This window comes from Alteromonas sp. HB246098, from assembly GCF_054890645.1.
Window position 1 is genome coordinate 122,893 of the sequence record NZ_JBTZUG010000010.1, and the last position, 25,254, is coordinate 148,146.

21 protein-coding genes are annotated in these 25,254 nt (G+C 44.2%); 10 read left to right on the top strand and 11 right to left on the bottom strand.

From position 1 onward, the window contains the following. Positions 1 to 75 precede the first annotated feature (75 nt). Complete coding sequence (locus ACYTPF_RS17960) at positions 76 to 915, top strand: isopenicillin N synthase family dioxygenase (RefSeq protein ID WP_179984651.1); 840 nt, start codon at positions 76 to 78, stop codon at positions 913 to 915. Between the two features lie 54 nt (positions 916 to 969). Here the strand turns inward: ACYTPF_RS17960 and ACYTPF_RS17965 are convergent, their stop codons facing one another. Further along, positions 970 to 2,127, bottom strand: a complete 1,158-nt coding sequence (locus ACYTPF_RS17965; RefSeq protein WP_461853163.1) for a tetratricopeptide repeat protein — start codon at positions 2,125 to 2,127, stop codon at positions 970 to 972. Between the two features lie 303 nt (positions 2,128 to 2,430). Here ACYTPF_RS17965 and ACYTPF_RS17970 point away from each other — a divergent pair, with 303 nt between their 5' ends. From ACYTPF_RS17970 to ACYTPF_RS17980, 3 genes are all read left to right on the top strand, one after another. Then, complete coding sequence (locus tag ACYTPF_RS17970) at positions 2,431 to 2,937, top strand: fasciclin domain-containing protein (RefSeq protein ID WP_461853164.1); 507 nt, start codon at positions 2,431 to 2,433, stop codon at positions 2,935 to 2,937. A gap of 234 nt (positions 2,938 to 3,171) precedes the next feature. Continuing rightward, complete coding sequence (locus tag ACYTPF_RS17975; RefSeq protein ID WP_461853165.1) at positions 3,172 to 3,591, top strand: MAPEG family protein; 420 nt, start codon at positions 3,172 to 3,174, stop codon at positions 3,589 to 3,591. 210 nt (positions 3,592 to 3,801) lie between these two features. After that, on the top strand, positions 3,802 to 4,785 hold the full coding sequence (locus tag ACYTPF_RS17980) for a GGDEF domain-containing response regulator (protein WP_461853166.1): 984 nt from the start codon (positions 3,802 to 3,804) through the stop codon (positions 4,783 to 4,785). Here ACYTPF_RS17980 and ACYTPF_RS17985 read toward each other — a convergent pair. The 4 genes from ACYTPF_RS17985 to ACYTPF_RS18000 all read right to left on the bottom strand — a co-directional run bounded on the left by ACYTPF_RS17985 (position 4,782) and on the right by ACYTPF_RS18000 (position 9,378). Further along, positions 4,782 to 5,468, bottom strand: coding sequence for a 3'-5' exonuclease (locus ACYTPF_RS17985; RefSeq protein ID WP_461853167.1), 687 nt, complete (start codon positions 5,466 to 5,468; stop codon positions 4,782 to 4,784). The genes ACYTPF_RS17980 and ACYTPF_RS17985 overlap by 4 nt on opposite strands. 5 nt (positions 5,469 to 5,473) lie before the next feature. Continuing rightward, positions 5,474 to 7,303 carry a putative nucleotidyltransferase substrate binding domain-containing protein gene (locus ACYTPF_RS17990; RefSeq protein ID WP_461853189.1) on the bottom strand — a complete coding sequence of 610 codons (1,830 nt, stop codon included), beginning with the start codon at positions 7,301 to 7,303 and terminating at the stop codon, positions 5,474 to 5,476. 98 nt (positions 7,304 to 7,401) lie between these two features. Continuing rightward, entirely contained in the window at positions 7,402 to 9,108 is a 1,707-nt protein-coding gene (locus ACYTPF_RS17995; RefSeq protein ID WP_461853168.1) for a sodium:solute symporter family protein, read from the bottom strand. Positions 9,109 to 9,111: 3 nt separating this feature from the next. After that, positions 9,112 to 9,378 (bottom strand): DUF4212 domain-containing protein, encoded by a 267-nt coding sequence (locus ACYTPF_RS18000; RefSeq protein ID WP_039216401.1) that lies wholly within the window; start codon positions 9,376 to 9,378, stop codon positions 9,112 to 9,114. Between the two features lie 257 nt (positions 9,379 to 9,635). Between ACYTPF_RS18000 and ACYTPF_RS18005 the strand changes: the two genes are divergently transcribed. Next, a complete protein-coding gene (locus ACYTPF_RS18005; protein ID WP_461853169.1) occupies positions 9,636 to 13,079 on the top strand; it encodes a PAS domain-containing hybrid sensor histidine kinase/response regulator in 3,444 nt (1,147 codons plus the stop codon). A gap of 80 nt (positions 13,080 to 13,159) precedes the next feature. On the opposite strand, the gene ACYTPF_RS18010 is transcribed toward ACYTPF_RS18005, so the two are convergent. After that, entirely contained in the window at positions 13,160 to 13,783 is a 624-nt protein-coding gene (locus ACYTPF_RS18010; protein WP_461853170.1) for a mechanosensitive ion channel domain-containing protein, read from the bottom strand. A gap of 300 nt (positions 13,784 to 14,083) precedes the next feature. Here ACYTPF_RS18010 and rimK point away from each other — a divergent pair, with 300 nt between their 5' ends. From rimK to ACYTPF_RS18030, 4 genes are all read left to right on the top strand, one after another. Next, positions 14,084 to 14,989, top strand: coding sequence for a 30S ribosomal protein S6--L-glutamate ligase (gene rimK / locus ACYTPF_RS18015; protein ID WP_039216404.1), 906 nt, complete (start codon positions 14,084 to 14,086; stop codon positions 14,987 to 14,989). Positions 14,990 to 15,031: 42 nt separating this feature from the next. After that, a complete protein-coding gene (locus ACYTPF_RS18020; protein ID WP_136783819.1) occupies positions 15,032 to 16,063 on the top strand; it encodes a succinylglutamate desuccinylase/aspartoacylase family protein in 1,032 nt (343 codons plus the stop codon). Positions 16,064 to 16,080: 17 nt separating this feature from the next. Then, a complete protein-coding gene (locus ACYTPF_RS18025; protein WP_039216432.1) occupies positions 16,081 to 16,515 on the top strand; it encodes an ATP-dependent zinc protease family protein in 435 nt (144 codons plus the stop codon). Positions 16,516 to 16,585: 70 nt separating this feature from the next. Further along, the gene (locus ACYTPF_RS18030; RefSeq protein ID WP_461853171.1) at positions 16,586 to 17,557 is read left to right on the top strand and encodes a type 2 periplasmic-binding domain-containing protein; all 972 of its coding nucleotides are present in this window, start codon (positions 16,586 to 16,588) and stop codon (positions 17,555 to 17,557) included. Here the strand turns inward: ACYTPF_RS18030 and ACYTPF_RS18035 are convergent. Next, the gene (locus ACYTPF_RS18035) at positions 17,517 to 18,161 is read right to left on the bottom strand and encodes a response regulator transcription factor (protein ID WP_179984661.1); all 645 of its coding nucleotides are present in this window, start codon (positions 18,159 to 18,161) and stop codon (positions 17,517 to 17,519) included. The two genes, ACYTPF_RS18030 and ACYTPF_RS18035, sit on opposite strands and share 41 nt — an antisense overlap. A gap of 17 nt (positions 18,162 to 18,178) precedes the next feature. Beyond that, on the bottom strand, positions 18,179 to 20,125 hold the full coding sequence (gene acs / locus ACYTPF_RS18040; RefSeq protein WP_461853172.1) for an acetate--CoA ligase: 1,947 nt from the start codon (positions 20,123 to 20,125) through the stop codon (positions 18,179 to 18,181). Positions 20,126 to 20,382: 257 nt separating this feature from the next. On the opposite strand from acs, the gene ACYTPF_RS18045 reads away from it, so the two are divergent. Further along, positions 20,383 to 21,546, top strand: coding sequence for a DcaP family trimeric outer membrane transporter (locus ACYTPF_RS18045; protein WP_461853173.1), 1,164 nt, complete (start codon positions 20,383 to 20,385; stop codon positions 21,544 to 21,546). 83 nt (positions 21,547 to 21,629) lie between these two features. Here the strand turns inward: ACYTPF_RS18045 and ACYTPF_RS18050 are convergent, their stop codons facing one another. The 3 genes from ACYTPF_RS18050 to ACYTPF_RS18060 all read right to left on the bottom strand — a co-directional run bounded on the left by ACYTPF_RS18050 (position 21,630) and on the right by ACYTPF_RS18060 (position 25,157). After that, complete coding sequence (locus tag ACYTPF_RS18050) at positions 21,630 to 22,799, bottom strand: Na/Pi symporter (RefSeq protein ID WP_179985269.1); 1,170 nt, start codon at positions 22,797 to 22,799, stop codon at positions 21,630 to 21,632. A gap of 154 nt (positions 22,800 to 22,953) precedes the next feature. Further along, positions 22,954 to 24,006, bottom strand: coding sequence for an aldo/keto reductase (locus ACYTPF_RS18055; RefSeq protein ID WP_461853174.1), 1,053 nt, complete (start codon positions 24,004 to 24,006; stop codon positions 22,954 to 22,956). A 92-nt stretch (positions 24,007 to 24,098) separates the two neighbouring features. After that, positions 24,099 to 25,157 (bottom strand): chemotaxis protein, encoded by a 1,059-nt coding sequence (locus tag ACYTPF_RS18060; protein WP_461853175.1) that lies wholly within the window; start codon positions 25,155 to 25,157, stop codon positions 24,099 to 24,101. Positions 25,158 to 25,254: the final 97 nt, after the last annotated feature.

The following is a 25,254-nucleotide window of genomic DNA, read 5'->3' on the forward strand; positions in this document are numbered from 1 at the left end:
TGTCAATTTCTGCGACTTTTTTCTGTAGCCCGTCTACCTTTATAATGCCGCAGTCAAAATATACGGGATAAAGTTATGCAATTAGTTGCTGTTGATTACCAAGCGGAAAACGCACAAGAAGAATTCGTGAAGTCACTTCGCGAGACAGGGTTCGGTGTTTTAAAGAATCACCCTATCCAGCAGTCATTAGTTCAAGGTATTTACGACAATTGGCAGGGCTTCTTCGACAGTGAAGAGAAGAATGATTACCTGTACAACAAAGGTAAACAAGACGGATTTTTCCCTCAGAGTGTATCTGAGGTAGCCAAAGGCTTTACGAAAAAAGATATTAAAGAGTATTACCACTTCTATCCGTGGGGTCAGTGCCCAGAAGCGCTACATCCACAAATTTCTCAGTACTATGAGGAAGCAAACACATTAGCGAAAGAGCTACTGGGTTGGATAGAAAAACATTCTCCTTCAGAGGTGAGTGATAAGTACAGTCAACCGCTAGGTAACATGATCAAAGATTCTGATCAAACCTTGCTACGTATACTGCACTACCCACCACTAAAAGGTGACGAAGAAGTAGATGCAATTCGCGCTGCTGCTCACGAAGATATTAACTTAATTACTATCTTACCAGCAGCTAACGAACCTGGATTGCAAGTACAAGCTAAAGACGGTAGTTGGATTGACGTTCCTTGTGATTTTGGGAACTTGATTGTGAATATTGGCGACATGCTTCAAGAAGCATCAGGCGGATATTTCCCATCAACTACGCATAGGGTTGTAAACCCAGATGGCACTGATATGACGAAATCTCGTATTTCACTGCCACTATTTTTACACCCTAGACCAGATGTTGTTCTTTCAGAACGTCATACTGCAGGGTCATACCTGCAAGAGCGCCTTCGTGAGCTGGGCGTTATATAAATTAAGTTCCTTTTGTAGTGTTATTCTTTTGCCGCAGCTAGTCTGCGGCTTTTTTTAGTTGCTTGCCAAGGTCGCTAATTTAGAAGAATAGCGCTGTTTTTCCTGTTGGTTTGGTGAATGCTTCACGGCCCTCTCTAAAAAACGTTGCGCTTCGCTAACATCCCCTAACTCGTGATGCGCTTTTGCCATACCGAATAAAATCTCGTGGCGCGCGTTATCAAGCTTTAGTCCTTTTCTATAGTGCTCTATAGCAGCAATAATGTCGCCGGCCTCAAACGCCTGCTCGCCCAATATGTGATGATAAAAGGGGTTATTTTTACGCTTTGCTTCAACCATTTGCGTGATCTGCATTGCTTCTTCATCTCTATCTTGGTGAGTATAGAGAATGGATAAATTCTCCCAAGCTGTGAGGTTTTCATCATCCAGTGAGAGTGCGTGCTTGTAAGTCATCTCAGCCTGCTCATAGGCGTCTACCATTCTGTATAAAACGCCTAAGTTGACCCAACTTTGCTGTAACTCAGGAGTTAATCTTGCAGCGGCACGAAAGTAGCTGTAAGCCCTTGTGTAGCTATTCGCAACCAAAGCGTCTGCCCCTTTGTTGTTGTAGTACATAGACACTATTTTGTTTTGCGATACCGGCTTTCTGGGGAAGTAGTTGCGCAACATTTGCGGGTCAAAGTCTACGTCCGCCCATGAACCTCCAATTGATGTTACGTGGTTGACTTCAGGCATTGAAACTCGCATATTAATATGCCCATTTAGCAGGCTATACCCTTCTCTTCGTGTCCAATATTCTGGAATATCTACCTCATAGAAGGTCGCGACTAAATCCACGTGTTCAGCAAGCGCATAGGTCATAATTGAAAGGGATAAACAGTTTGCCGCGCGATTGTTAAACGTAGTGTCTGCTGTGGTATTCGCACTATTGCGATAAAGCATGCCGTAATCTGAATGGTCAAAAATAGCTTTCACTAAACCCTTAACGTTTTTCTGCAAAGTGCTTTTGTTATGCACCGCTTTTTCAGCAAAAAACTGAGCGTCTTCACCTAAGTAAAAAATTTCGTCGATGGTCTCTACGGGAAACAAATGATACGACGGAAATAGGCTATCGTTTAATAAGGTAGGCGGCGATGCTACATTTTGCTCGTCGGTAGACTGGCAAGCACTTAAAAAGCAACAAAGTAGCCAAATTAAAACTAGTCGAGTATTCATATCAGGCACCTATTTTAGTTACTCGATAGTTTAAAATTATAGCACCCAAATACAAATTTTACATTTTATTTACATCCTGCATAACTGGTCTTTTATCGCAATGTTGTGATTTAACTGTCGCTTATCACGCTTTGCTTTTTAAAGTCGAAACGATTTGCTTATCGCATTACACAAAGTTAATCATCAAATTTTTGCGAACAGGCGTACTCATGTTCAATTCAGTAACTTTCAAAGGCTGTTGTTTAGCAATATGAAGGATGGTGAATTTCACTTAATGCCAATTTACATGTTAAAGGAAATAGTATGAAAAAATTAATGAGTGCGTTGTTTTTGATAGTAATGAGCGCAAACGCTTTCGCTGGACACCATGCAAAAGGCGATCATAAAGACATTGTTGAGACTGCTGCGAGCAATGAGATGTTTTCAACATTAGTCGCTGCGGTAAAGTCTGCCGACTTGGTTAGTACGTTGAAGGGAGAAGGTCCATTTACTGTGTTCGCCCCAACTGATGATGCCTTCGCTGCATTACCAGATGGAACAATTGAAATGCTGCTTAAGCCTGAAAACAAGCAAACATTAACAAAGATCCTTACCTATCATGTAGTGGCAGGTAAAGTAACAGCAAAAGACGTGTCGACACTAACTGATGCCGCTACAGTGGAAGGCAGTAAAGTGATGGTGTCTACCAGCATGAACAAAGTCATGATAAACGATGCGCAAGTAATTAAAGCTGACGTGATGACGAGCAATGGTGTCATTCATGTTATTGATAAAGTATTGCTTCCTAGTGATGTAAAAGCGGCGCTATAACTTTATCCGCAATAATAAATGCAGAGAGCAGCTGTTGTTGCTCTTTGCTTCTCTCCTAAATTATCCACCGATCTCTTCAAGTCGCTTTGGCGTAAACAATACTAACTCAATAGGCAGTTTTCAGTAGCTTTGACGTTTCGCGTGAGCGTTAAGCCAAAATAATTTTCTCAGCTTAGATTTCACTGGCCTTGTTAGTATTTAAGGTTTAACAGTGAATCAGGAAAAGGAGTTCATATGTTTACGGTGTATACCTATAGTATTGCAGGGTTGTTGCTTATTAGCTTTACAGTCTTTGTTCAAAATATTGTTGCTGCTGTTGCCCACAGAAAGCAATCTCACTACATTCCAGGCAAAGTAAGTGAAGACCTAAGCCATAGTAGCTTCGTTTTTCGAAGCCACAGAACGTTCCACAACTCGCTTGAAAATATTCACCAATTTGTGCTGCCCGCCCTACTTTGCATATTTCTTGGCGCGCAAACGGACGTACTTGCCATTTTGGTTTGGGCTTACGCACTAAGCCGTATTATTCATATGGCGCTGTACTATGCTGTTGCCACAGAAAAAAACCCTAGCCCAAGGAGCTATTTTTATATGCTAGGCGTTCTATGTACGCTTGGCGTTTATGTGCTGGCGTTATTTCAGTTATTGTTCTAACTAGCGACATCTTAAGCTGTACAAAAACCATACAAAACAGTAATCTCTAAGCTCTAGAAAATGCTTTATTTGTTAAAGGTTTTTCTAGAGAAGCAGATAACCATGATGATGAATCCTACGCTTGAATATTACACTTTTGATTAATGTTTTTTTCGAAATTCAGGCGTATTCTTACTAATTGAACACTCACATATGTGTTTAGGAGTACCAGTGTACATTGACCAAGTCGGCGATCGGACTTTAGCTGATTGCAGTGTATTGATTGTCGACGATCAAGCTAGCAGTAGACTTATTTTAGAAACACTACTCGATGAAATAGTAGAGTGCTTTTCTGTGCATTCAGGAAAGGCAGCCATTGAGTACTGCAAGCATAACAAGCCAGACCTAATCCTAATGGACGTTTCCATGCCAGAAATGGATGGGCACGAAACCACAGCGCTGCTTCGACAAAAACCATCTTGTGAACACATACCTATTATCTTCGTTACCTCTTCGTCAACAGACGAGGAAGAATCCCGTTGTTGGGACTCTGGTTGTGTAGACTTTGTGGTAAAACCTGTAAATGCTTGTACGCTGCGTAATCGCGTAAAGTCGCATCTTCAACATAAGCTTAGAAGTGATTTTTTAGAAACACTAATTTATATCGATAAATTAACTGGAGCCTACAACAGACACTACTTAGACGACTACCTCCCCCGTTTATTTAAAGACGCCGAACGTAACGCTACCCCACTGTCTTTGGTTATATTTGATGTGGATCACTTTAAGCTATTCAATGATATGTATGGACATTTGGATGGTGATAGCTGCTTATGGAAGGTTAGTAAAACGATAAACGATGCACTCCTTCGTCCTATGGACAAATTGGTGAGAATTGGTGGTGAAGAGTTCTTGGTGATTTTACCAAACACTAATGTTGAAGGAGCAGTGGCTGTTGCCGAGCGCCTATTACAAACCGTTTACGACCTCAACATTCTACATAGTTCGTCTGAGTACGGGCGCATAACACTGAGCGCTGGCGTAGCGATAAAAACCGCCAACGATGATAAAACGATTGATTATGTCATGCTGGAAGCGGATAAAAACTTGTATGCAGCCAAAACATCCGGCCGAAATCGGTTAGTATCTCCTTCACTCGCACCTACTAAAAAAGCAAAGATCTCTCGCTCATCACAAACGATAAAAAGTTTCTAGCTGCTGCCTAGCTGAATGTGCCCAACAGCCCCGGTATGAAGTAGACAGTCGAGCGTGGCCTCTTTTGCTACACCTAATTCCGTCAACTGAGCAAGGAAAAGCTGAAATGTAGCTAACGCATCATCTAGTGCATTATGTTCATTAAATGCTGGAAGGTCTAAGCGTTGGCGGCACACGCCTAGCGTAGCACCATTGCTTGGCAAAACTTGATGCTGCTTGTTTAGCTGATATAGCGCAAGCTGAAGGGTATCAATGTAAAACACCTCTAACTTTGGTACAGCAAACTGTTTAAAAGCTTTGTTTAACGCCATTAAGTCCAGCTTAGCGTTGTGAAAAATAAGTATGTGTTGTTGAAATAACGGTATGAGCGCACGGAGCGCCACTTCTAAATGTTCGCCTTTTTGCAAGATGTCAGGTATTAACCCATGAATCACAGGGCTTTGCCCTAAGTCTGCGGTGGTGTTGATGACATGATAACCGCTCGTCGACAAATCGATACGGCCCCCCGTGCCGCTCACATAACCCACGGAAGTAATTTGCGTAGTTGAAGGGTTAAGCGACGTAAGCTCCAAATCAACTGCGGTAAACAATGTATTGTAAACGTGGTGTTCACGAACGCGCCGTTTCAACGTAGTGTTACCCACAAACGTCTGTACGCACGCCTTTATCCATCTATTAATCATATCGATTAACTCACGCCAGCTGAAAACTTCATCACCATAGCTTGATTTGTAAGTTCTATTGCTTTGAATGCGGCTTTGAGCTGATGTTTTTCAATTGATGATAAGCTTGATATGGACACGCGATTGTCGGTAACTTTATTTTCAAGTTGATGACGCCAGCGCAGACGATTAAGGAATAGCCAAATATCGCTAAGATTCGTTGCATCGCGTTTTGAAAGTTGGGAGCGAGCAGATAACGCTTCTAGACGTGCGAGGGTGTTGGGTAAAGTCACACCATCAGCCAGCGCGTAAATTCTTGCTATGTTGTTGATTAAAGCGACAGCACGGGTCTTTAGATCAATAACGTCTTTTTCTTTTCTTCCCTTCTCATAAACAAACTTCTGGAACATAGAAAGCGGCACCGATATTTCGTTACTATGTCTGGTAAGGGCTGCTAAAAACATATTTTGTTGCATTAATGGAGCGCGTTGTTTTTGAAGCTGCTTAAATAAACCTACATCACCTGCAGCACATCGCACATCCAAAAAGATATTGAAGTGCATAATGGCATCTTTAGTGGGCGCTTTTACCCACTGTTTAGCTTCTTCGAGTGCCTCATCAAGGGATAACCTTAGTTTAGGATTACTGGCCATAATATTGCCATCGCAAAGCTTAATGCCGCACTTCGCCAACCCGTTACATACGTACTCTGCCATATTCGAAAAGTACTCGGCTTGCACTTCGGTAGGTGTTTTTGCAAGAAGTAACCCGTTGTCTTGATCTGAGCCCATAGTTTGGTCTTCTCGGGCTTGTGAACCATACACCAACCACGCAAACATCATGGGAGCTTTACCGTTAGCTTGTTGGAAAAAGCCAATTAACTTTCTGGTCATGATATCGGTTGCTTGTGACAATATTTTCCCAGCAATGTCGTAATCACCCGCTTTTTTTGCATGGGCCGAAAAGTAATGAGGCAGTTGCCACGACAAGCGCGTAAGCTCATAAAGGTTCTCGGCCTTGCTCAATTCACCAATAATGAAGAGTACGTTTCCTCGCTGATGACGAATGATATCGCTGGCGGTTACCATGCCAAGGGGTACTAGCGTTTGGTGATCAATAACAGGCAAGTGATGAATGTTTTTTTCAGTCATTAGCACTAGCGCGTCAAATAAGGTCCTATTCCCCATAATTTGAGCCGGGTTAGCTGTGATTATTTGGCTAATCGGAAGGTGAGTGTCTAAAGAGGCTGCCACTACTCTCGACCTTAAATCGCGGTCAGTGATAATACCAATTAGCTTCTCGTGTTCAGTTACTAGCAAAGAAGATACTTTTTGCGATGTCATTAACTGGGCCGCCACCGTGATTGAAGTTTGAGCCTCGACGGAAACAGGGGCTTTTTCGATAACTTCTAGAAGCCCTTTGTAAAGCCACATTGAATTACTATCTGCAATGGCATGGCTTTGCAGCGAGTTATTGCTAAGGCCATCAAAAAAATGCCGTATTGTAGGTATTTCCAGTAAAGGTTCTACAGCTCGCGCATCAAAGCAATAAACCAACCCAGGGCTATCCACCGTTATGCTTAGTGGAAAATTTCGCTTTTCTATTAGGTTTGCGTAACCGAAATAGTCACCTTCACTTAAATGTTGGATGGGTGCATCAGAGTCTTTCACTGAGAACTGGCCGCTTTGAATAAGAAACAGCGCGACCTTATCTTTTAGAACTTGATCCACATTGTCAGCGGTCAAATAGATTAGCTCGGTATGTTTTATAAGCTGCAGCTTTTGCTCTTTGTCCAGCAAGTCAAAAGGCGCGGAAGTATCAAGAAAGTCTTCAACTTGTTTAGCCATGGCAGTCATAGAAATTGTCCAGTTCACAAAAAGAAAAAACCAACCTACTCACTTTCGCCAGTAGATTGGTTTTATTTTGCTAAAGCCTATCTTAAGGCAATACTAACTTAGTGCGCTGATGCTTCACCCGCTCCCTTAGGATAACGAATGCTCTCAACCAGCTCTTGAATTTCTTCAGGCGCTTCATCTGTTGCTTTAAACACTAAGAAAGCAACAATGAAGTTCACCATCATACCCAAAGTACCAATACCTTCAGGAGAGATACCAAACCACCAGTTGTCAGGCGTATTAGCAGCTGGGTTTACAAACTTGAAGTAGATAATATAAGCCGCAGTAAACACAATGCCTGAAATCATTCCCGCAATAGCACCTTTGTCGTTCATGCGCTTGCTAAAGATACCCATAATAATGGCTGGGAAGAAACTCGATGCCGCCAAGCCGAAGGCAAAGGCCACCACCTGCGCCACAAATCCGGGCGGATTGATACCAAAGTAACCTGCAATGACAATAGCTACCGCTGCCGCCAATCTGGCGTACATCAGCTCGGCTTTATCCGTAATATTCGGCATAAAGTTCCGCTTCAGTAAGTCGTGGGATACAGAGGTGGAAATGACTAACAGTAAGCCCGCTGAGGTAGAAAGGGCTGCTGCCACACCACCTGCCGCGACAAGCGCAATCACCCATGCTGGTAAGTTCGCAATTTCAGGGTTAGCCAATACCATGATGTCGCGGTCAACTTTCATTTCGTTGCGCTCATCCCCCGAGTAGAACATTTTGCCATCGCCATTTTTATCTTCAAACGCGATAAGGCCAGTCTGTTCCCAATTTTTAATCCACGACGGCGCTTCTGCATAGCTGGTGCCCGTCATTTCTGGACCATTGATGGTCTCAATCATGTTTACACGAGCGAATGCTGCTAACGACGGTGCTGTAGTATAAAGAATGGCGATAAATGCTAATGCATAACCTGCTGATTTACGCGCATCGTGAACTTTAGGCACAGTGAAGAAGCGAACAATTACGTGTGGAAGGCCCGCAGTACCCACCATTAGTGCAAAGGTGATAAAGAATACATCGATAGTACTTTTTGTCCCCGAGGTGTATTCATTGAACCCGAGTTCGACGGATAAATTATCGAGTTTCTGCAGCATATGCACCCCCGAACCGTCTGCCAAGGTCGCACCAAAACCGGTTTGTGGAAGGATATGCCCGGTAACCATCATTGAGATAAATACGGCAGGTACTATGTACGCAAAAATCATTACGCAATATTGAGCAACCTGAGTGTAGGTAATGCCTTTCATGCCGCCAAGTACGGTGTAGAAGAACACGATAACCATACCAATAACAACGCCAGACACAATATCCACTTCTAAGAAACGGCTGAATACCACGCCTACGCCACGCATCTGACCCGCGACGTATGTGAAGCAAACAAAGATGGCACAAAATACCGCAACGGTACGTGCTGTTTGTGAGTAGTAACGATCACCAATAAAGTCAGGTACCGTAAACTTACCGAACTTACGTAGATAAGGCGCTAAACAAAGTGCGAGTAGAACATAGCCGCCGGTCCAGCCCATAAGGTATACCGCACCGTCGTATCCCATAAATGAGATAAGACCCGCCATTGATATAAACGATGCAGCCGACATCCAGTCTGCCGCCGTAGCCATACCGTTCATAACAGGGGGTACGCCACCACCCGCTACGTAAAAGTCATTCGTCGACCCAGCGCGGGCCCAAATTGCAATTGCAATATACAGCGCGAACGACGCGCCTACGATAATAAATGTTAAAGTTTGAACGTCCATGATTTACTCCTCATCTACGCCGTAGCGTTTGTCCATGGCGTTCATCTTCGCCATATAGACAAAGATCAATGCAACAAATACGTAAATTGAGCCCTGTTGTGCAAACCAGAAGCCTAATTTAAAGCCAAAAAACTGAATTTCATTTAAGATATCGACAAACAGTATGCCGGCACCAAATGATACGATGAACCAAACGACTAAAAGCTTAGCGAGGAGCGCTAGATTTTCACTCCAGTAGGCTTTTTTGTCCTCTTCGTTTCTAAATGCCATTGTTTCACCCTCATGTCAGGTTAACTAGTTGTTATGATTTTACAATTCCCTAACGCTCGGCTTTGTTAACGTTATTGCTGCGTTTGAAACTTTTGTACACAACAGAAACAAAGCAGCAAAAGTCAAGCATTTAGGAGGTCGGCTATTACTCTAGACCTGAGGTGTGAAATTCAAAATGAGACCATGGTCGTAGGTAGACCATGGTCGAAATGATTATAATATCAGCACAGTTGTTAAAACTACGTTAAAGGAAGATTATGGTTTTTGGTTGGGTAACGCTTGCAGTCTTGTACCTTTTTTTGCTGTTTTCATTAGCAAGTTGGGGAGAAAAGAACTCGCCTACCGCAAGAGCATTGACCTCTCACCCTGCCATTTATTCATTAGCTCTGGCAATCTACTGTACCGCATGGACCTTCTTTGGCATGGTGGGGCAAGCAAGCAGGGATACGTGGATTTACCTTCCGATTATGCTCGGACCTATCCTAGTCTATGCACTGGGATACAAGTTTATTTATAAACTAACGTTGGTAAGTAAAAAGCAGCATATTACGACCATTTCAGACTTCATTGCGTCACGCTATGGCAAACGCCAAACCGTTGCCCTAGTCGTTACTCTTATTGCCCTACTTGCAACTATTCCCTACATTGCGCTTCAGCTTAAGGCGGTAGGCGCCACCTTTCAATTGTTAACTCAGCAACCTAACAGCAATGGAATTATCATTGCTGCTACAGGCTTTATTGCTGCCTTCGCCATTTATTTTGGTACACGCCAAACTGATGTAACAGAGTATAGGCGTGGCCTTATGCTAGCCATAGCATTTGAGTCCACGATCAAGCTTCTTGCTTTAGTGCTGGTTGCTGTCGTGGGTTATAGCGCGTGGAAGCGCACCCAGTCTGGTGCATTTTTCGAAAGTTTTACTAACGAAATTGCACTTGCTCAGTTCGGTTCATTTAGCTTCATTGCACAAACCATTATGGCTGCGGCAGCCATTGTCTGCTTACCTCGTCAGTTTCACGTTGCCATTATCGATAACTTAAGCCTGGGGCACATACGCACAGCGCGTTGGCTATTCCCGCTCTACCTAACCATTATTTCTGCAGTTATTCCCGTTATTGCTATCGCAGGTAAAGCTATTTTTGCAGGTCAGGGCATTGAACCTGACTCATATGTATTGTCTCTTGCGATGTTTTCGGAGTCTGCACTTCTTCAAGTCATCGTTTTTGTCGGTGGTTTGTCTGCGGCTACTGCTATGATCATAGTCGCTACGCTAACCCTTAGTACCATGCTTACCAACGACGTGATATTGCCACGAATTTTAGCGTTCACAGGCAACACCGACGACAAAAAAGACGTATCCAAAAAAATCCGCCTAATTAGACGGATTGTTATTGCCTTTATTTTATTGATGGCTTTTCTCTACCACCAGCAAATGACCAGCAGTCGCTCTCTACACTCCATTGGCCTTATTGCGTTTTCATTGGTTATCCAGCTGATGCCTGCCATTGTCGGCGGTCTTTACTGGAAACGCGCTCATGCCCACGGCGTTTATGCGGGGCTTATGGTCGGGCTTGTTATCTGGGTGCTTTGGTTAGTGCTTCCTATTGTAAGTGAGCAAGTCTCTCAAATGGAGCAAAACGAATTGATAAGCCAAGGGGCCATGATTAGCTTGGCCGCAAACAGCCTGGTGTACGTACTCTTTTCTCATTTTGCTCCCCAGCGCCTTATCGACAGGATGCAGGCAGAGGCGTTTGTGTCGCCTGCTATTTCAAGTAACAACACGGTTAAAGCCCAAGCGACGAACGTTACCGTGTCTGACCTCATCACTTTGCTTTCAACCTTTATGGGAACCGGTCGTTGCGACCAGCTGCTTACCCAATATCAACAATTGAACAATTGCCAGTTAAGCCACACAGATACGCCCAATGAATCATTCTTATCATTCTGTGAACGCGCCCTTGGCGGGGTTATTGGCGCCTCTAGTGCGAAAGTACTGTTAGACAGTGCGCTGCGTGGTAAGAAAATGGACTTCACTGAGGTTATTAACTTTTTCGACGATACCACGCAGGCGATGCAATTTAATATGACAGCGCTATTAACCTCCCTTGAAAACATGGATCAAGGCATTAGCGTGGTAGATAAGCATTTAAATTTGGTTGCCTGGAACAAGCGTTACGCTAACCTGTATCCTTACCCTGACAACTTACTTGCTGTGGGCACGCCCATAGAAAAGCTCATCCGCTACAATGCTTCTCAAGGCGAGTTTGGAACTCACGATGTCGATGCTGAAGTAGAAAAACGCTTAGCGCACTTGCGCTCTGGCATGCCACACCGCTTCACTCGACAACGCAAAGATGGCCGGGTCATTGAAATGGTGGGTAACCCACTGCCCGGCGGCGGCTTTGTAACAAGCTTCAACGACATCACAGGGCACGTGGAAATTCAGCAAGCGCTTGAAGAATCGAATATTGACCTTGAAGCTCGTATTAAAAAGCGTACTGAAGAAGTGCACTCTATCAACGCTGAGCTTCGCCTTGAAATAGAACGACGCTCAGAGGCCGAAAAAGAACTAATAAGAGCACGAAAAGCAGCAGAAGATGCCAACGCCAGTAAAACCCGTTTCTTAGCACTTGCCAGTCATGACGTACTTCAGCCGCTTAATGCGGCTAAGCTCTACGTAAGTGCTTTGGAAGAGCAGGAACTATCTGAGCAGGCTCAAGCTATTATTCAGAAACTTGGCCATAGCGTTAGTTCAAGTGAAACGCTCATCGGCACCTTGCTTGATATTGCTAGATTAGATCAAGGGGAAATGAAACCCGATATCGAATCAATTGATGTAAGTGCCCTACTCTCTCCGTTAGTTGATGAAATGGCAATGCGTGCCCGAGAAAAAGGGCTAGGATTTAAAGCGATTATTCGCCCTTGCTGGGTTAAAGCTGACAAAACGTACTTATACCGAATAACCCAGAATTTGCTATCAAATGCCGTGAAGTATACGGAAAAAGGCCGAGTTCTATTCACAGTTAAACCTGTAAAAGGAACCGTTTATTTCAAAGTTATCGACACCGGCATCGGTATATCTACCGATAAAAAAGAAAGCATATTCGGCGACTTTTTCCGTGCAAACGAGAGTAAAGAGCATGGCCTAGGCCTAGGCTTAGGCGTTGTTCGTCGCTTAAGCCTACAATTAAGCAGCGATATTCGCGTGACATCGAAAGTAGGAGAAGGCAGCTGCTTTGCGTTTGCTCTTGCCAAAGCTGAGCCAAAAATGGTTTCTAATGTAGCATCAAAGCCACGCAGCACCACGTTTACAGGAATGGATGTACTTTGCGTTGACGATCAAAGGGAAAACTTAGATGCCATGCAAACCCTACTACAAAAGTGGGGAGTTAATGTTTTCTTGGCGAATAACTGGGAAGATGCGCTTAAGGTTTGTGAAGTTATCCAGCCTCAAATCTTACTGATGGATTACCAACTTAGCTTTGATGATGAGAAAAATGGGCTCGCGCTGATTGAAGAAATAAGACATCGGTTAAACATCGTTGTGCCGGCAGCCCTGATAACGGCAACGCCAGATGATAGTTTAGTTACTCAATGTAAGGCACAAGGTGTTAACTTCTTGGCAAAGCCGCTAAAACCAGCAAAGCTTCGTGCGCTACTTCAAAGTATGACGCGCTATATTAGAGAAGCAAAAAACGTGTAGTACATGGGGGAGCGACGATACATTTTCACCACGTTTTTCGCTCTCAATAGATGAACTTCATACAACGTATTAAGACGTGCTTACAATAACTCGTCCTGCGGTTTAGCCTCTTCGGTCTTAACAACTGGCTTCTCTGTACTGGACTTAGCGACGACTTTGCCCATTGCGCCCCATTTCTCCTTTGGGTTAAGCAGCACAGGGCGAGTCAAAATTAAGTTATTTGGGTACATCAGGGTTTCGCGCTCTGCAGTAAGTAAACGTGTACTAAATGGACCAACGTCTGCAATCACACCCTCTATGTAGTTATCTCCATCGAGGATGCGAACATAGTTGCCTCGACGATAGGCCACATTGGTTAACAATATAAAGTAGGCAGTGATGTTACTAATAAGCGACCAGCTCGCAAAAAGGGCCACCCCAGTTACTGTTATGATTGACGTAGAAAGTACTAGTAAGCCCGAGAAATCAATACCCCATGCCAGTAGCAGCAGGGAAAGCGATACTGTAGCGACAATTACGCGCGCAGCAAAAAGCCCTTTCAAGGCACTGTTAGATTTAAGCTTTGACTTTACGATATTAGTTTCTAATTTTGGCAGTAACTTCCGCGACATTGCCAAATAGATAAGCAGAACTAAACCACTGAACACGACGTTTGACTGGTACTGAGTTAACCACGCCAAAAAACCATGCCACCACTCATTCATTCACTCATTCCTTACTGTTTTTGTAATGCATATTGGCCCACTTTTCGGTTTTTTCTTAAAAAAGGCCAAGGCGCTCTAATGCTAACGTGAATAACAGACAAGTTCATGCATTAAAAGCAATCGACACAACAAGAATTATTCGTAAGACACCCCTTAACACTTCTATTAGTATGCGCGCAAAAATGACTTGTCTAATTAATAATCACGTTCTAACGTGTTAAATTATAATCACGCTTCAACGTGGTAAATGACTCGTCAATTCAACGACAAAATAAATCACAAACTACAGGCCTTTTCATAATGCGCATCGCTATTCTTTCAAGAAATCCACGTCTTTACTCTACTTCACGCTTGGTGGAAGCTGGGCAGGCTCGCGGGCATCAGGTCGACGTTATCGACACTATGCACTGCTACATGGATATCACGAGCGCGCGACCGTCTGTTCGCTATAACGGTAAAAAACTGCCTTATTATGATGCAGTGATACCGCGTATCGGTGCATCTGTTAGCTTTTACGGCACCTCTGTTGTTCGCCAATTTGAAATGATGGGGACGTATAGCCTTAACGAGTCAGTTGCAATTAGCCGTTCTCGGGACAAACTGCGCTCGCTACAGCTACTTTCACGCAAAGGCATTGGCATGCCTAGAACCGGCTTCGCTCACCACCCGGACAAGATTGATGACGTAATCAAGACAGTTGGTGGCGCACCAGTGGTTATTAAGCTGCTAGAGGGCACGCAAGGTATTGGTGTGGTATTGGCAGACACACAAAAAGCCGCCGAATCAATTATTGAAGCTTTTATGGGCCTAAACGCCAGTATCTTGGTACAGGAGTTCATTAAAGAAGCCGGCGGTGCTGATATTCGCTGCTTCGTTGTAGGTGGGAAAGTGGTTGCAGCCATGAAGCGTCAGGCTGCCCCGGGAGAATTTCGCTCTAACCTTCACCGAGGCGGTCAAGCAAGTTTGGTTCGCTTAAGCCCTGCTGAACGTAAAACTGCGGTAGATGCCGCGAAGACTATGGGCCTTAATTGCTGCGGTGTAGATATTCTTCGCTCGAACAATGGCCCAGTCGTCATGGAAGTTAACTCTTCGCCGGGTTTAGAGGGCATTGAGAAGGCGACCAACAAAGACGTTGCCAGCATGATTATTGAATTTATTGAAAAGAGCGCAGAGCCGCACAAAACAAAAACCCGTGGAAAGGGCTAGCCCCTTCAACCTACGCAATAACGTAAATATAGGAAAACGTTAGTGGTAAATGATGTTTTAAAAATTGGGGGTGAAAATATTGCTCCTGGCGAAACAAAGAAGATTGAGTTGGAGATGCCGCCGTTATACACGGCTACCAACATGAGCATTCCCGTTTATGTGAAACGAGGAAAGCGACCAGGCCCTGTTATGTTCGTTAGCGCAGCCATTCACGGTGACGAATTAAACGGTATTGAAATAGTGGGTCGCCTTATTCGTTCAAAAGCTATTGAGCGTTTAAGAGGCACCTTGATAGCAGTACCAATGGTTAACGTATATGGCGTGCTCAATCAATCTCGTTATTTACCCGACAGACGCGACTTAAATCGCAGTTTTCCTGGCAGTAAAAAGGGTTCGCTTGCCGGCCGACTAGCGAACTTGTTTTTTAAAGAAGTTGTAAGTAAATGCGATGTGGGCATCGACCTTCATACGGGCGCTATTCACCGTAGTAATTTGCCTCAAATTCGCGCAGATCTAGACGACCCTGAAGTACTAGAAATGGCCAAAGCGTTTGGCGTACCGGTTTTGCTTAATGCCGAATTACGAGACGGCTCAATGCGCGAAGCCGCCAGTGAAAGCGGCGTTAAAATCTTACTGTACGAAGCAGGCCAAGCGCTGCGTTACGATGAATTTTCTATTCGAGCGGGCGTAAGAGGTATTATTAATACTATGCGTCATTTGGGTATGCTGAATAAAAGCCGTAGCAAAGGCCATAGTATTGAACGCTTTATAGCAAGGCAAAGTGGATGGGTTCGCGCGCCAGAAAGTGGCTTTGTGACGCATTTAGCTCAATTGGGTGATCACGTAGAAAAAGGTGATAAACTGGCCATTATTGCTGACCCGTTTGGCAACTATTTAGATAGCCTTGAAAGCCCAGCCGAAGGGGTCGTAATTGGTAAACAAAATATTCCGCTTACACAAGAAGGTGAAGCTGTTTACCACATTGCCTACTTCTCAGAGCCTGATACGGTTGCTGAACATGTAGAACTATTACAAGACAATTTATTACCACCAGAACAGGGGCCTGTTCTTTAACATTGGTAGAAAGACTGATGAACAATAAGAAAATTGTTGGTGCGGTAGAACTGTGCGATTTACCTAAACTTGCTATCTCTGATTTAAACGTACGCGTGGATACAGGGGCTGCCACGTCATCGCTTCACGTAGACAATATTGAAGAGTTTGAACAAGACGGTGAATTATGGATTAAATTTGATATTCACCCAGACATTCACAATGTTGAACGTGTGGTTCGCCGAGAAGCACGCGTTGAAGGGCAAAAGCGCGTAAAAAGCTCTACGGCTACACTTGAGAAGCGCTATGTTATAATTACGCCTATAATAATGGACGGCTACCAGTGGGATATTCAGTTAACGCTTACAGACCGCTCTGAAATGACTTACTTAATGCTACTTGGCAGAGAGGCGATGAGTGGACAGTTTATTGTAGACCCCGAACACGACTTTTTACTTACAGGAAAAGATTAGCAGCTAAAAAAGGGGCTATACTTTAGCAAAGCACGTAGCAGGGCTCGCGCCACGTATATGAGTTAAAAATATGGATATCAAAGCTAAATCATTAAGCCGTATCATTTTATTAATGAGTTTACTTGCGCATTTTGTTGTTCACGGGCAACAGCAGTCATCTGATGAGGTAAGCGCAGACTTGCCTCATACCGTTTTACGATTACCCAATGTCCACCCTGGGAGGGATAGCGTTTACTCTTACGCTAAGTCACTGCTAACGGAAGCTTTGCGCGTTACACAGTCGCAGTACGGTACCTTTGAACTTATTGTTAGCAACCAAGAAACGGCCCAAGAACGCCAGTTGCGTAGCTTAGAGCACAATATGCTAGACGTAACGTGGAGCGTAACGTCAACCGAGCGCGAGCGCCAGTTCCTCCCTATTCGCATTCCCATCATGGCTGGGCTATTTGGTAAGCGCGCCTTGTTTGTCAAAGAAGGGGATGTGCGACTAAAAAAGGTAAAAAACCTTGCAGATCTCCAAGAGTTTCGCGCGGTTTTGGGGTATGACTGGCCTGATACAAAGATTTTTCGGGCTAATGATATCCCCGTTTTAGAAACCACGTATCGCGCTTCATTTCGCATTATTTCGGAAGGGTTCGCCGACATATTTCCACGAAGTGTGATGGAAATTAACGAAGAGTTCGCCGATAAAACCTTATCTAAAGGCTTAACTATTGATGATAACCTTATCATTTCATACCCAAGCCCTATCTTTTTCTTTGTTGGCAGTGATAATCAGGCATTAGCAAGGCGTATCGCTGAAGGCCTACTGATGCTGTTTGAAACCGGGAAGTTTCAAGAATTACTGCTCGCACATAAGAACTTTAAAGAAGGGTTGAGCTTAATTGATGGGCGTACGGTTATTGAAATCAATAACCCGCTATTGAGCGAGCAAAGCCGCTTGGCGTTAGAAAAGTTTTTACCTGAATTTGCTATGTCTGAAGCCGTGCTTAAACACGATGTTACTGAACCGGTGGCTCCAGCTCAAGCTGCGAAGCAATAAGTACCGCTTGGGTACGGTTGTTGATGCCCAACTTTTTAAAGATAGCGGTAACATGCGCCTTAACGGTGGCTTCAGCAATATCTAAATTAAAACCAATTTGCTTATTCAATAAACCATCTCGCATGTAGCAAAGCACCTTATATTGCGATGGCGTAAGCGACGCGACTTTGTCAGCAAGTTCAGAAAACGCTTCGTTTACCTCATCAACATCTTCGCTTAAGTTTTCAGGCAACCACACGTCACCATCTAAAATAGCTTCTACTGCGTTTGCAATATCTTGTGCACTGGCAGTTTTGGGAATAAAACCGAGTGCTCCTACGCTGATGATTTTTGAAATAAGCGTGGTGTCTTCCGTACCAGAAACCACGGCAACGGGCAGTTCAGGAAAAAGTTTTCGGATATGCAATAAGCCGAATAAATCATTGCTGCCAGGCATATGCAAATCAAGAAGCAATAAGTCGATATCCTCATTATTAAGGATATCGACTGTGGTGTTTAGGTCTCCCGCCTCTTTTAAAGTAAGGGCTGGAAGTGACAACGACAACGCGCCTCGTAGTGCATCGCGATACAGCGGGTGATCATCAGCGATTAGAAGGGTTATCATTGTCTATATCCTTAATTCTACTTATTTAGACGTTCCTCTATCAGTGTATCAACAACCGATGGATCCGCCAATGTAGATGTATCACCTAATTGCTCGTGCTCATTGGCCGCTATTTTACGCAGGATACGACGCATGATCTTACCAGAGCGTGTTTTAGGTAGCCCGTTCGACCACTGAATCATATCTGGAGTAGCAATAGGGCTTAACTCTTGGCGCACCCACGCTTTAAGCTCTTTAGTCAGCGCTTCATCTGCTTCAACACCTTCATTAGGCGTAACGTAAACGTAAATCCCCTGCCCTTTGATATCGTGAGGGAAACCGACTACCGCAGCTTCAGCCACTTTTGAGTGGGCAACAAGCGCACTTTCTATTTCAGCGGTACCTAAACGGTGACCAGACACGTTTAGTACGTCGTCTACGCGGCCGGTTATCCAATAAAAGCCATCTTCGTCACAACGTGCACCATCACCTGTAAAATACACACCTTTGTAAGCACTAAAATAGGTATTGATAAAGCGCTGGTGGTCGCCATAAACCGTTCGAGCCTGACTTGGCCAGCTATCTTTAATCACTAGATTACCTTCTGCCGCACCTTCAAGTTCATTACCGTCAGCGTCAAATAGCGCTGGCTGTATGCCAAAGAACGGACGGGTTGCCGAGCCAGGTTTCAATTCTGTCGCGCCAGGCAGAGGCAAAATCATGTGTCCGCCTGTTTCAGTCTGCCACCATGTATCGATAATAGGGCAACGACCTTCACCAATAACACGGTGATACCATTCCCACGCCTCTGGGTTAATTGGCTCACCCACTGTACCAAGCAAACGAAGTGACGATAAATCACACCCTTCAGCCGGCACGTCACCGTGTGCCATTAACGCGCGGATAGCGGTTGGCGCAGTATATAGACTGTTTACTTTGTATTTTTCTACTACCTGAGCTATGCGTTTTACGTCTGGATAAGTCGGTACACCTTCGAAGAACACTTGTGATGCAGCATTTACCATAGGGCCGTAAACCATATAGCTATGACCTGTGATCCAGCCTACATCAGCAGTACACCAATAAACGTCATCGTCTTTGTAATCGAAAGCGTATTTAAAGGTCATAGCGGAATAAAGTAGATAACCGCCTGTTGTATGAACCACACCTTTTGGCGTACCCGTAGAACCTGATGTATAGAGAATAAATAGCGGGTCTTCCGCATTCATTACTTCAGGTTCACACTGGGCAGACATACCGTCCACAGCTTCATGCCACCATACATCGTGCTTCTGGTTCCAGTCTACGTCGCCACCCGTTAGTTTATGTACTAACACATGTGTAATAGACGGGCAGGCATCATCGGCCAACGCTTTATCGACGTTGGCTTTAAGCGGAATACTTCTTCCTGCGCGGCGCCCTTCATCGGCAGTAATAACAACCTTTGCACTACTGTCGTTAATACGATCGGCGATAGCGTTTGGTGAGAAACCACCAAAAATTACCGAGTGAACTGCACCAATACGTGCGCACGCAAGCATTGCGTAGGCAGCTTCAGGTACCATAGGCATGTAAATGGCGACGCGATCACCTTTTGTGACTCCCATCTCTTTAAGTGCATTCGCTAACTTACATACTTCATAATGCACTTGTTGGTATGTCACATCTTGGCTGTCTTCCGGTGAGTCGCCTTCCCAGTGAAAGGCAACTTTTGTGGCATTGTTTGCCAAGTGACGGTCAATACAGTTGTAGCTAGCGTTTAACTCACCGTCTTCGAACCATTTAATAGACACATCATTTTCACCAAACATGGTGTTTTTAATTTTGGTTGGCTTTTGGTACCACTCAAGCATAGACGCGTGCTCAGCCCAGAACGCTTCTGGTTCCTCAACTGACTGCTTATACATCTCGCCATACTGCGATGCAGTTAAATGAGTAGATTGAAGAATGTTCTCAGGCACAGGATAGGTTTTGCTGGCGGTCATAAAGATTGCCTCCAATATCAATAATGTAAAAATCTTGTTGTATGGTGAAACACTCTAGCTATTCACCCACAAAGCAAAATGAGACTTTGGTCTTAGCAGCATAAAACTAAGGTATTAATAAAAAAGTTAGACTAATAGTAGTAAGACTATAGTCTTATGCGACCATCGGCTTATTTAAATTTGAGATAATAAGTACACAATCAGCGATGTTAACGTTGAATTTACATTTATTTAACCACTTTTTTGGAACAGACACGATGAAAGCTAAAATAAAAAATACCGCTACCGCAGTAGCGCTGTGCCTGGCAGCAGCGGGCGGCACAGCACAAGCAGCAACAATCGGCGACACTAGTGTGAAATTCACGGGCTATATTAAAGTTGACGCTATGGTAAGCGACTATTCAGATGGCACCATTGCATCGGGTAGCGTAGGTCGCGATTTCTATATTCCTTCACTAACACCTGTTGATGGCTTTGACGAAGATCCACAATTTGATGCGCACATTCGAACGTCGCGATTCCGCTTCGCTACTTCAACACCGACCGCTGAAGGCGATACCATTAACGGTGTTTTCGAGCTCGACTTTATTGTAACTAGCGGCGGTGATGAGCGTATCAGTAACTCTTACGTCCCTCGTGTTCGTCACGCATACCTGACCTACAAAAACTGGTTAGTAGGTCAAACTTGGACGACATTCATGGATGTAGGTTCACTACCAGAATCACTAGATTTCATCGGTACGACTGACGGCATTACCTTTGGTCGTCAAGTTATGGTGAGATATACCAACGGCGGCCTTCAGCTTGCCCTTGAAAACCCAGAATCAACCATTACGCCTTTTGGTGGCGGCGGCCGAATCACAAGTGATGACAACAGCGTTCCAGACTTTGTAGCTGCCTATACGTCAAAGTATGACTGGGGTTATGTTAAAGTTGCGGGCTTACTAAGACAGTTGTCTTACGACAATGCCGTTGGCATTGACGCTGACGAAACCAGCTTCGGTGTATCGGTAACGGGTAAATACAACCTGTCGAATGGCGATGACATTCGCTTCACGTTCAATACAGGTAAAGGTTTAGGCAGATACTCTGCACTTAATGCCGTAAATGGTGCAGTGCTTACTGAAAGCGGTGACCTTGAAGCCATCGACTCAACGGGTTACGGCATTGCATACCGTCATAAGTGGAGCGAAAAAGCGCGCAGTAGCATCATGTTCTCAGCGTTTGAAGCAGACAATGATGTGTCACTCACAGGCTTAAATACCACTGAGAGCACTTATAGTACACGTGTGAATTACTTGTACTCACCAACTAAGGCACTAACCGTTGGTGCTGAATATGCGTTCGCAAAGCGCGAAATTGAAGCAGGCCTTGAAGGCGACATGAACCGCTTCCAGGTTTCAGCTAAATACGCGTTTTAATCACATACTGAAACCTAATTAAGAAACGGCGCATCAGCGCCGTTTTTTTGTTCTTAAGAGAGCGTTCTAGTTTTCTTAAGCATTTACATGGTAGTAAAAATTATGCCCAAGGGCATAATGAAAAATAACCCGCCTACATAAGCTGCGCCATACATTTTTCGTTCTGCAGCAACAACCGATAGTTGGTAAGACAAATTAAGTGGAATATTACGCAACAAAGGTAACCCGTAAATTAGCGTAACGCCCAAAACGTTATAAATAAGGTGTACCAGCGCAATTTGTAATGCGAAACCACTGTTTACGCCAGCTACGCCTAATGCCGCAATGAGCGCAGTTATACAGGTTCCTATATTCGCGCCCAGAGTAAACGGGTAAATTTCCTTAGCTTTTAAAATGCCACTGCCCACCAACGGCACCATAAGTGACGTTGTGGTTGATGATGACTGCACTAGCACAGTCATTACTGCACCTGAGGCAATGCCGGAGAGCGGCCCCTTACCAATACTGGTATGTAATAGAGCTTTCGCCTTACCTACCATAAGCGATTTCATAATCTTACCCATGTAAGTAATGGAAAGCATGATTAAGCCTATGCCAAGAATAATTTTGGCTACACCCGGATAAATGGAGGGTAAAAATGAAAAGCCTTGAGTTATAAGGTCGGTAATGGGTTGGGTCGTCGCTTTTATTGGGTTAAAGCCCCCTACTCCCATCGCTTCACCCGTGTGGAGCAGAGCAACTAACTGGCCGCTCAAAAACTCTAAAATTCCGAACGCCATCTCTAGCGGCAAGAATATCAACACTGATAACACGTTAAAAAAGTCATGGATTGTTGCTGCATTGAAAGCTCGTTGAAATTCCTCTTTTCTTGCAACATGCCCTAGGCTAACCAAGGTGTTAGTTATGCTGGTTCCAATATTTGCTCCCATCATCATGGGTATAGCAATGGTTATTGGTAAGCCACCCGCCACCATCCCAACTATAATTGAGGTAACTGTGCTTGAAGACTGAATAAGCGCAGTACAAACCATACCGATAATTAACCCCATCACAGGGTTAGAGGCAAAGCTGAAAAGGGCCTTAGCGTGATCGCCTGCAGCAAATTTAAAGCCGCTGCCAATCATACTGACGGCAAGCAACATTACATACACTAACAAGACTAAAAGAAGCCATTTGCGCCCATTGTGTGTGTGTTCTACCACATTGTTTTGAGCAGCTTGAGTTTGAGCGGCTTGGGGGTCAATCATTGACATAATACGCACAGATTCATACTTGAAAAATTTATAGTATGACGTGCGTATTACACAAAAATGACGATAAATACTCTGGGCTAGTTGATATTTGATATACACCAAATATCAACTAGCCCTAGTAAAGCTCGCCATTTTAAGCTGGAAAAAATCGCGTTTAGAAGCCTAACGGATATTGTCTAAAGACCTTGTGAACTTCCTCCAACGTCTCGTTTGAGAGCGTGATATCAAACGCATCGATATTTTCCTTTAACTGAGGCATTGTTGTTGCCCCAATAATAGTAGACGTTACACCAGGTACTTGCTGACACCATGCTAGCGCTAATTGCGAGGGTGTTATTCCTGCTTTTTCTGCAATTTTCACATATTCTGCTGTAGCAGCCTGCGCAGGCGCTTTATCTCTAAAAAGCCCCATGCGCTGAGCTAGCGTCCACCGGCTACCTTCTGGTCGAGCGCCGTTTTGGTATTTGCCGCTTAGCATGCCTGTTGCTAATGGTGACCAAGGCAGGTAAGCGATATTTTCTAGTTCACACATTTCAATTAAATACGGCCAGTCTTTTGCGTGCAGTAAGCTGAACTCATTTTGGATAGATACAGGAAGGGGCATATCGAGCTCTTTGCAAAGGGTGAGAAAAATGTGAATGCCCCAAGGCGTATCGTCCGACAGCCCCCAGTGTCTTATTTTTCCTTCGTCTAATGCGCGCTTAATTCCCATGAGAATATCGCGCATACCCTCTATTTCTTTTTCGCGATTCGTTTCGGTGGGATCCGCGCCATCAGGCCAATGCTTTCCAAAATGTGGCGTGACCCTGTTCGGCCAATGTAGCTGGTAAACATCAATATAGTCAGTATTTAAACGCTCTAGCGAATCAGTAAGCGCGTTGCTAACAGCATCAGACGTAATTGGCCCAGCATTGCGGATATACTTCAAGCCGCTGCCAGCAACTTTGGTCATTAATATAATATCTGAGCGCTTCGCTTCATTTCGCGAGATCCAATTACCTATAATTCGCTCTGTATCGCCATAGGTTTGCGCATTAGGGGGAACGGGGTACATTTCCGCGGTATCTAAAAAGTTAACGCCCTTATCAAGGGCGTAAGCTATTTGTTCATCTGCATCTTGCTGGGTGTTTTGAATACCCCATGTCATTGTTCCTAAACAGATGTCTGACACCTCTAGGTCGCTATTTCCTAAGCGGTTAAACTTCATCTTTGCTTCTACCTTGGCTTATACCTTGTTAATGCAATAGTGAGTCGGCCGCTTTAGAAAATCTACCTACTTATAGCTTTTTTAAATGAAAGCTATGAGGCTTTCTTGTTGGCCAACTCGGCTTCTACGCTGGCGAGGCGTGCCTCAATATCTCTTTTCGACTCGACCATTTCATTCGCCAGCTCTGCAAGTGACTTTAACTCTGCAAATCCTAACTTTCTGGTATCAATCATTTGATACTGACGCTTGCAGCGATAAAAGAAAGTAAGAAAGTTAACAAATGCTCGATGAAATGTCGCAAAACTCTTGATCAGCACCAGAATTAACACGACAGACGTAAGCGCGGCAATACTTAAGCTATAAATACGTACTTTTGCTTCTTGTTGCTCAATCATAGGTTGCAGAGCGGCATCAACACCTCTTAGCTGAGTTTCAACATTGTGAGCGCTTTGTCTAAATTCACCACGAAGCCCTTCATTATGAGTTACGCCATAGGTAGTAAATGCATCAACTAACTGTAAAAGCGCTTCTCTATACTGAACCAAAGTGCCGTTCAGTAAAGCGGTACCGCCATTTTCGGCCACTAAACGCTCACTCAACGTCATCATTTGCCTTGCGTACACGCCTTCTTGGTTTATCTGATAGTTACGCGTTGCCAGTTGAATATTAGTCAACAGTTCACTCGCTTGCGAGCCTTGTGCAAGCTGCCCTTCGTTAAGGGTATTTTCTAACTCGGTAATACGTGCTCTTAAACCATCGTTTTGCGTTAAGCCGATGCGCTCTTGAAGCGATACAACCTGTCGAAATGTGCCGCTATAGGCTTCCATGGAAGATGACAGGCTTTCCACGTCAGCCACAGGCAATCTGTACTCATTAAATAAGGGAACAAGCGTTGTTAGCCGCCCTTTAAATTCATAGCTTCGCTCAAGGAACTTGTCGTAATAAGCCGTCTCGTGGCGAAGAAGAAAGTCTTTTTCATGTCGTCGCATTTGCAGCAGATCTTGCCCCATTCTTAGCAATACATCACGCTGCTGATGTAAACCTATAAGTCGTTGGGTGAAGTAATGCTGGCTAACAACTAATACCCCCATACCAATAACGCAAACAAGGGTCATTAAAACTAGGCGAGATTTAATAGAATCGAACTTCATGACAAGCTCCTCATGGGAGAAAGGCGAGCATTAGCTACATAAAGAAAAACTAATAAACGCTGAAAACACATCAACATACGTCAACAATATAGATGTT

Coding starts and splice junctions, on each gene's coding strand:
- ACYTPF_RS17960 (WP_179984651.1), top strand. CDS start 76: ATGCAATTAGTTGCTGTTGATTACCAAGCGGAAAACGCACAAGAAGAA.
- ACYTPF_RS17965 (WP_461853163.1), bottom strand. CDS start 2,127: ATGAATACTCGACTAGTTTTAATTTGGCTACTTTGTTGCTTTTTAAGT.
- ACYTPF_RS17970 (WP_461853164.1), top strand. CDS start 2,431: ATGAAAAAATTAATGAGTGCGTTGTTTTTGATAGTAATGAGCGCAAAC.
- ACYTPF_RS17975 (WP_461853165.1), top strand. CDS start 3,172: ATGTTTACGGTGTATACCTATAGTATTGCAGGGTTGTTGCTTATTAGC.
- ACYTPF_RS17985 (WP_461853167.1), bottom strand. CDS start 5,468: ATGATTAATAGATGGATAAAGGCGTGCGTACAGACGTTTGTGGGTAAC.
- ACYTPF_RS17990 (WP_461853189.1), bottom strand. CDS start 7,303: ATGACTGCCATGGCTAAACAAGTTGAAGACTTTCTTGATACTTCCGCG.
- ACYTPF_RS17995 (WP_461853168.1), bottom strand. CDS start 9,108: ATGGACGTTCAAACTTTAACATTTATTATCGTAGGCGCGTCGTTCGCG.
- ACYTPF_RS18000 (WP_039216401.1), bottom strand. CDS start 9,378: ATGGCATTTAGAAACGAAGAGGACAAAAAAGCCTACTGGAGTGAAAAT.
- ACYTPF_RS18005 (WP_461853169.1), top strand. CDS start 9,636: ATGGTTTTTGGTTGGGTAACGCTTGCAGTCTTGTACCTTTTTTTGCTG.
- ACYTPF_RS18010 (WP_461853170.1), bottom strand. CDS start 13,783: ATGAATGAGTGGTGGCATGGTTTTTTGGCGTGGTTAACTCAGTACCAG.
- rimK (WP_039216404.1), top strand. CDS start 14,084: ATGCGCATCGCTATTCTTTCAAGAAATCCACGTCTTTACTCTACTTCA.
- ACYTPF_RS18025 (WP_039216432.1), top strand. CDS start 16,081: ATGAACAATAAGAAAATTGTTGGTGCGGTAGAACTGTGCGATTTACCT.
- ACYTPF_RS18030 (WP_461853171.1), top strand. CDS start 16,586: ATGGATATCAAAGCTAAATCATTAAGCCGTATCATTTTATTAATGAGT.
- ACYTPF_RS18035 (WP_179984661.1), bottom strand. CDS start 18,161: ATGATAACCCTTCTAATCGCTGATGATCACCCGCTGTATCGCGATGCA.
- acs (WP_461853172.1), bottom strand. CDS start 20,125: ATGACCGCCAGCAAAACCTATCCTGTGCCTGAGAACATTCTTCAATCT.
- ACYTPF_RS18045 (WP_461853173.1), top strand. CDS start 20,383: ATGAAAGCTAAAATAAAAAATACCGCTACCGCAGTAGCGCTGTGCCTG.
- ACYTPF_RS18050 (WP_179985269.1), bottom strand. CDS start 22,799: ATGTCAATGATTGACCCCCAAGCCGCTCAAACTCAAGCTGCTCAAAAC.
- ACYTPF_RS18055 (WP_461853174.1), bottom strand. CDS start 24,006: ATGAAGTTTAACCGCTTAGGAAATAGCGACCTAGAGGTGTCAGACATC.
- ACYTPF_RS18060 (WP_461853175.1), bottom strand. CDS start 25,157: ATGAAGTTCGATTCTATTAAATCTCGCCTAGTTTTAATGACCCTTGTT.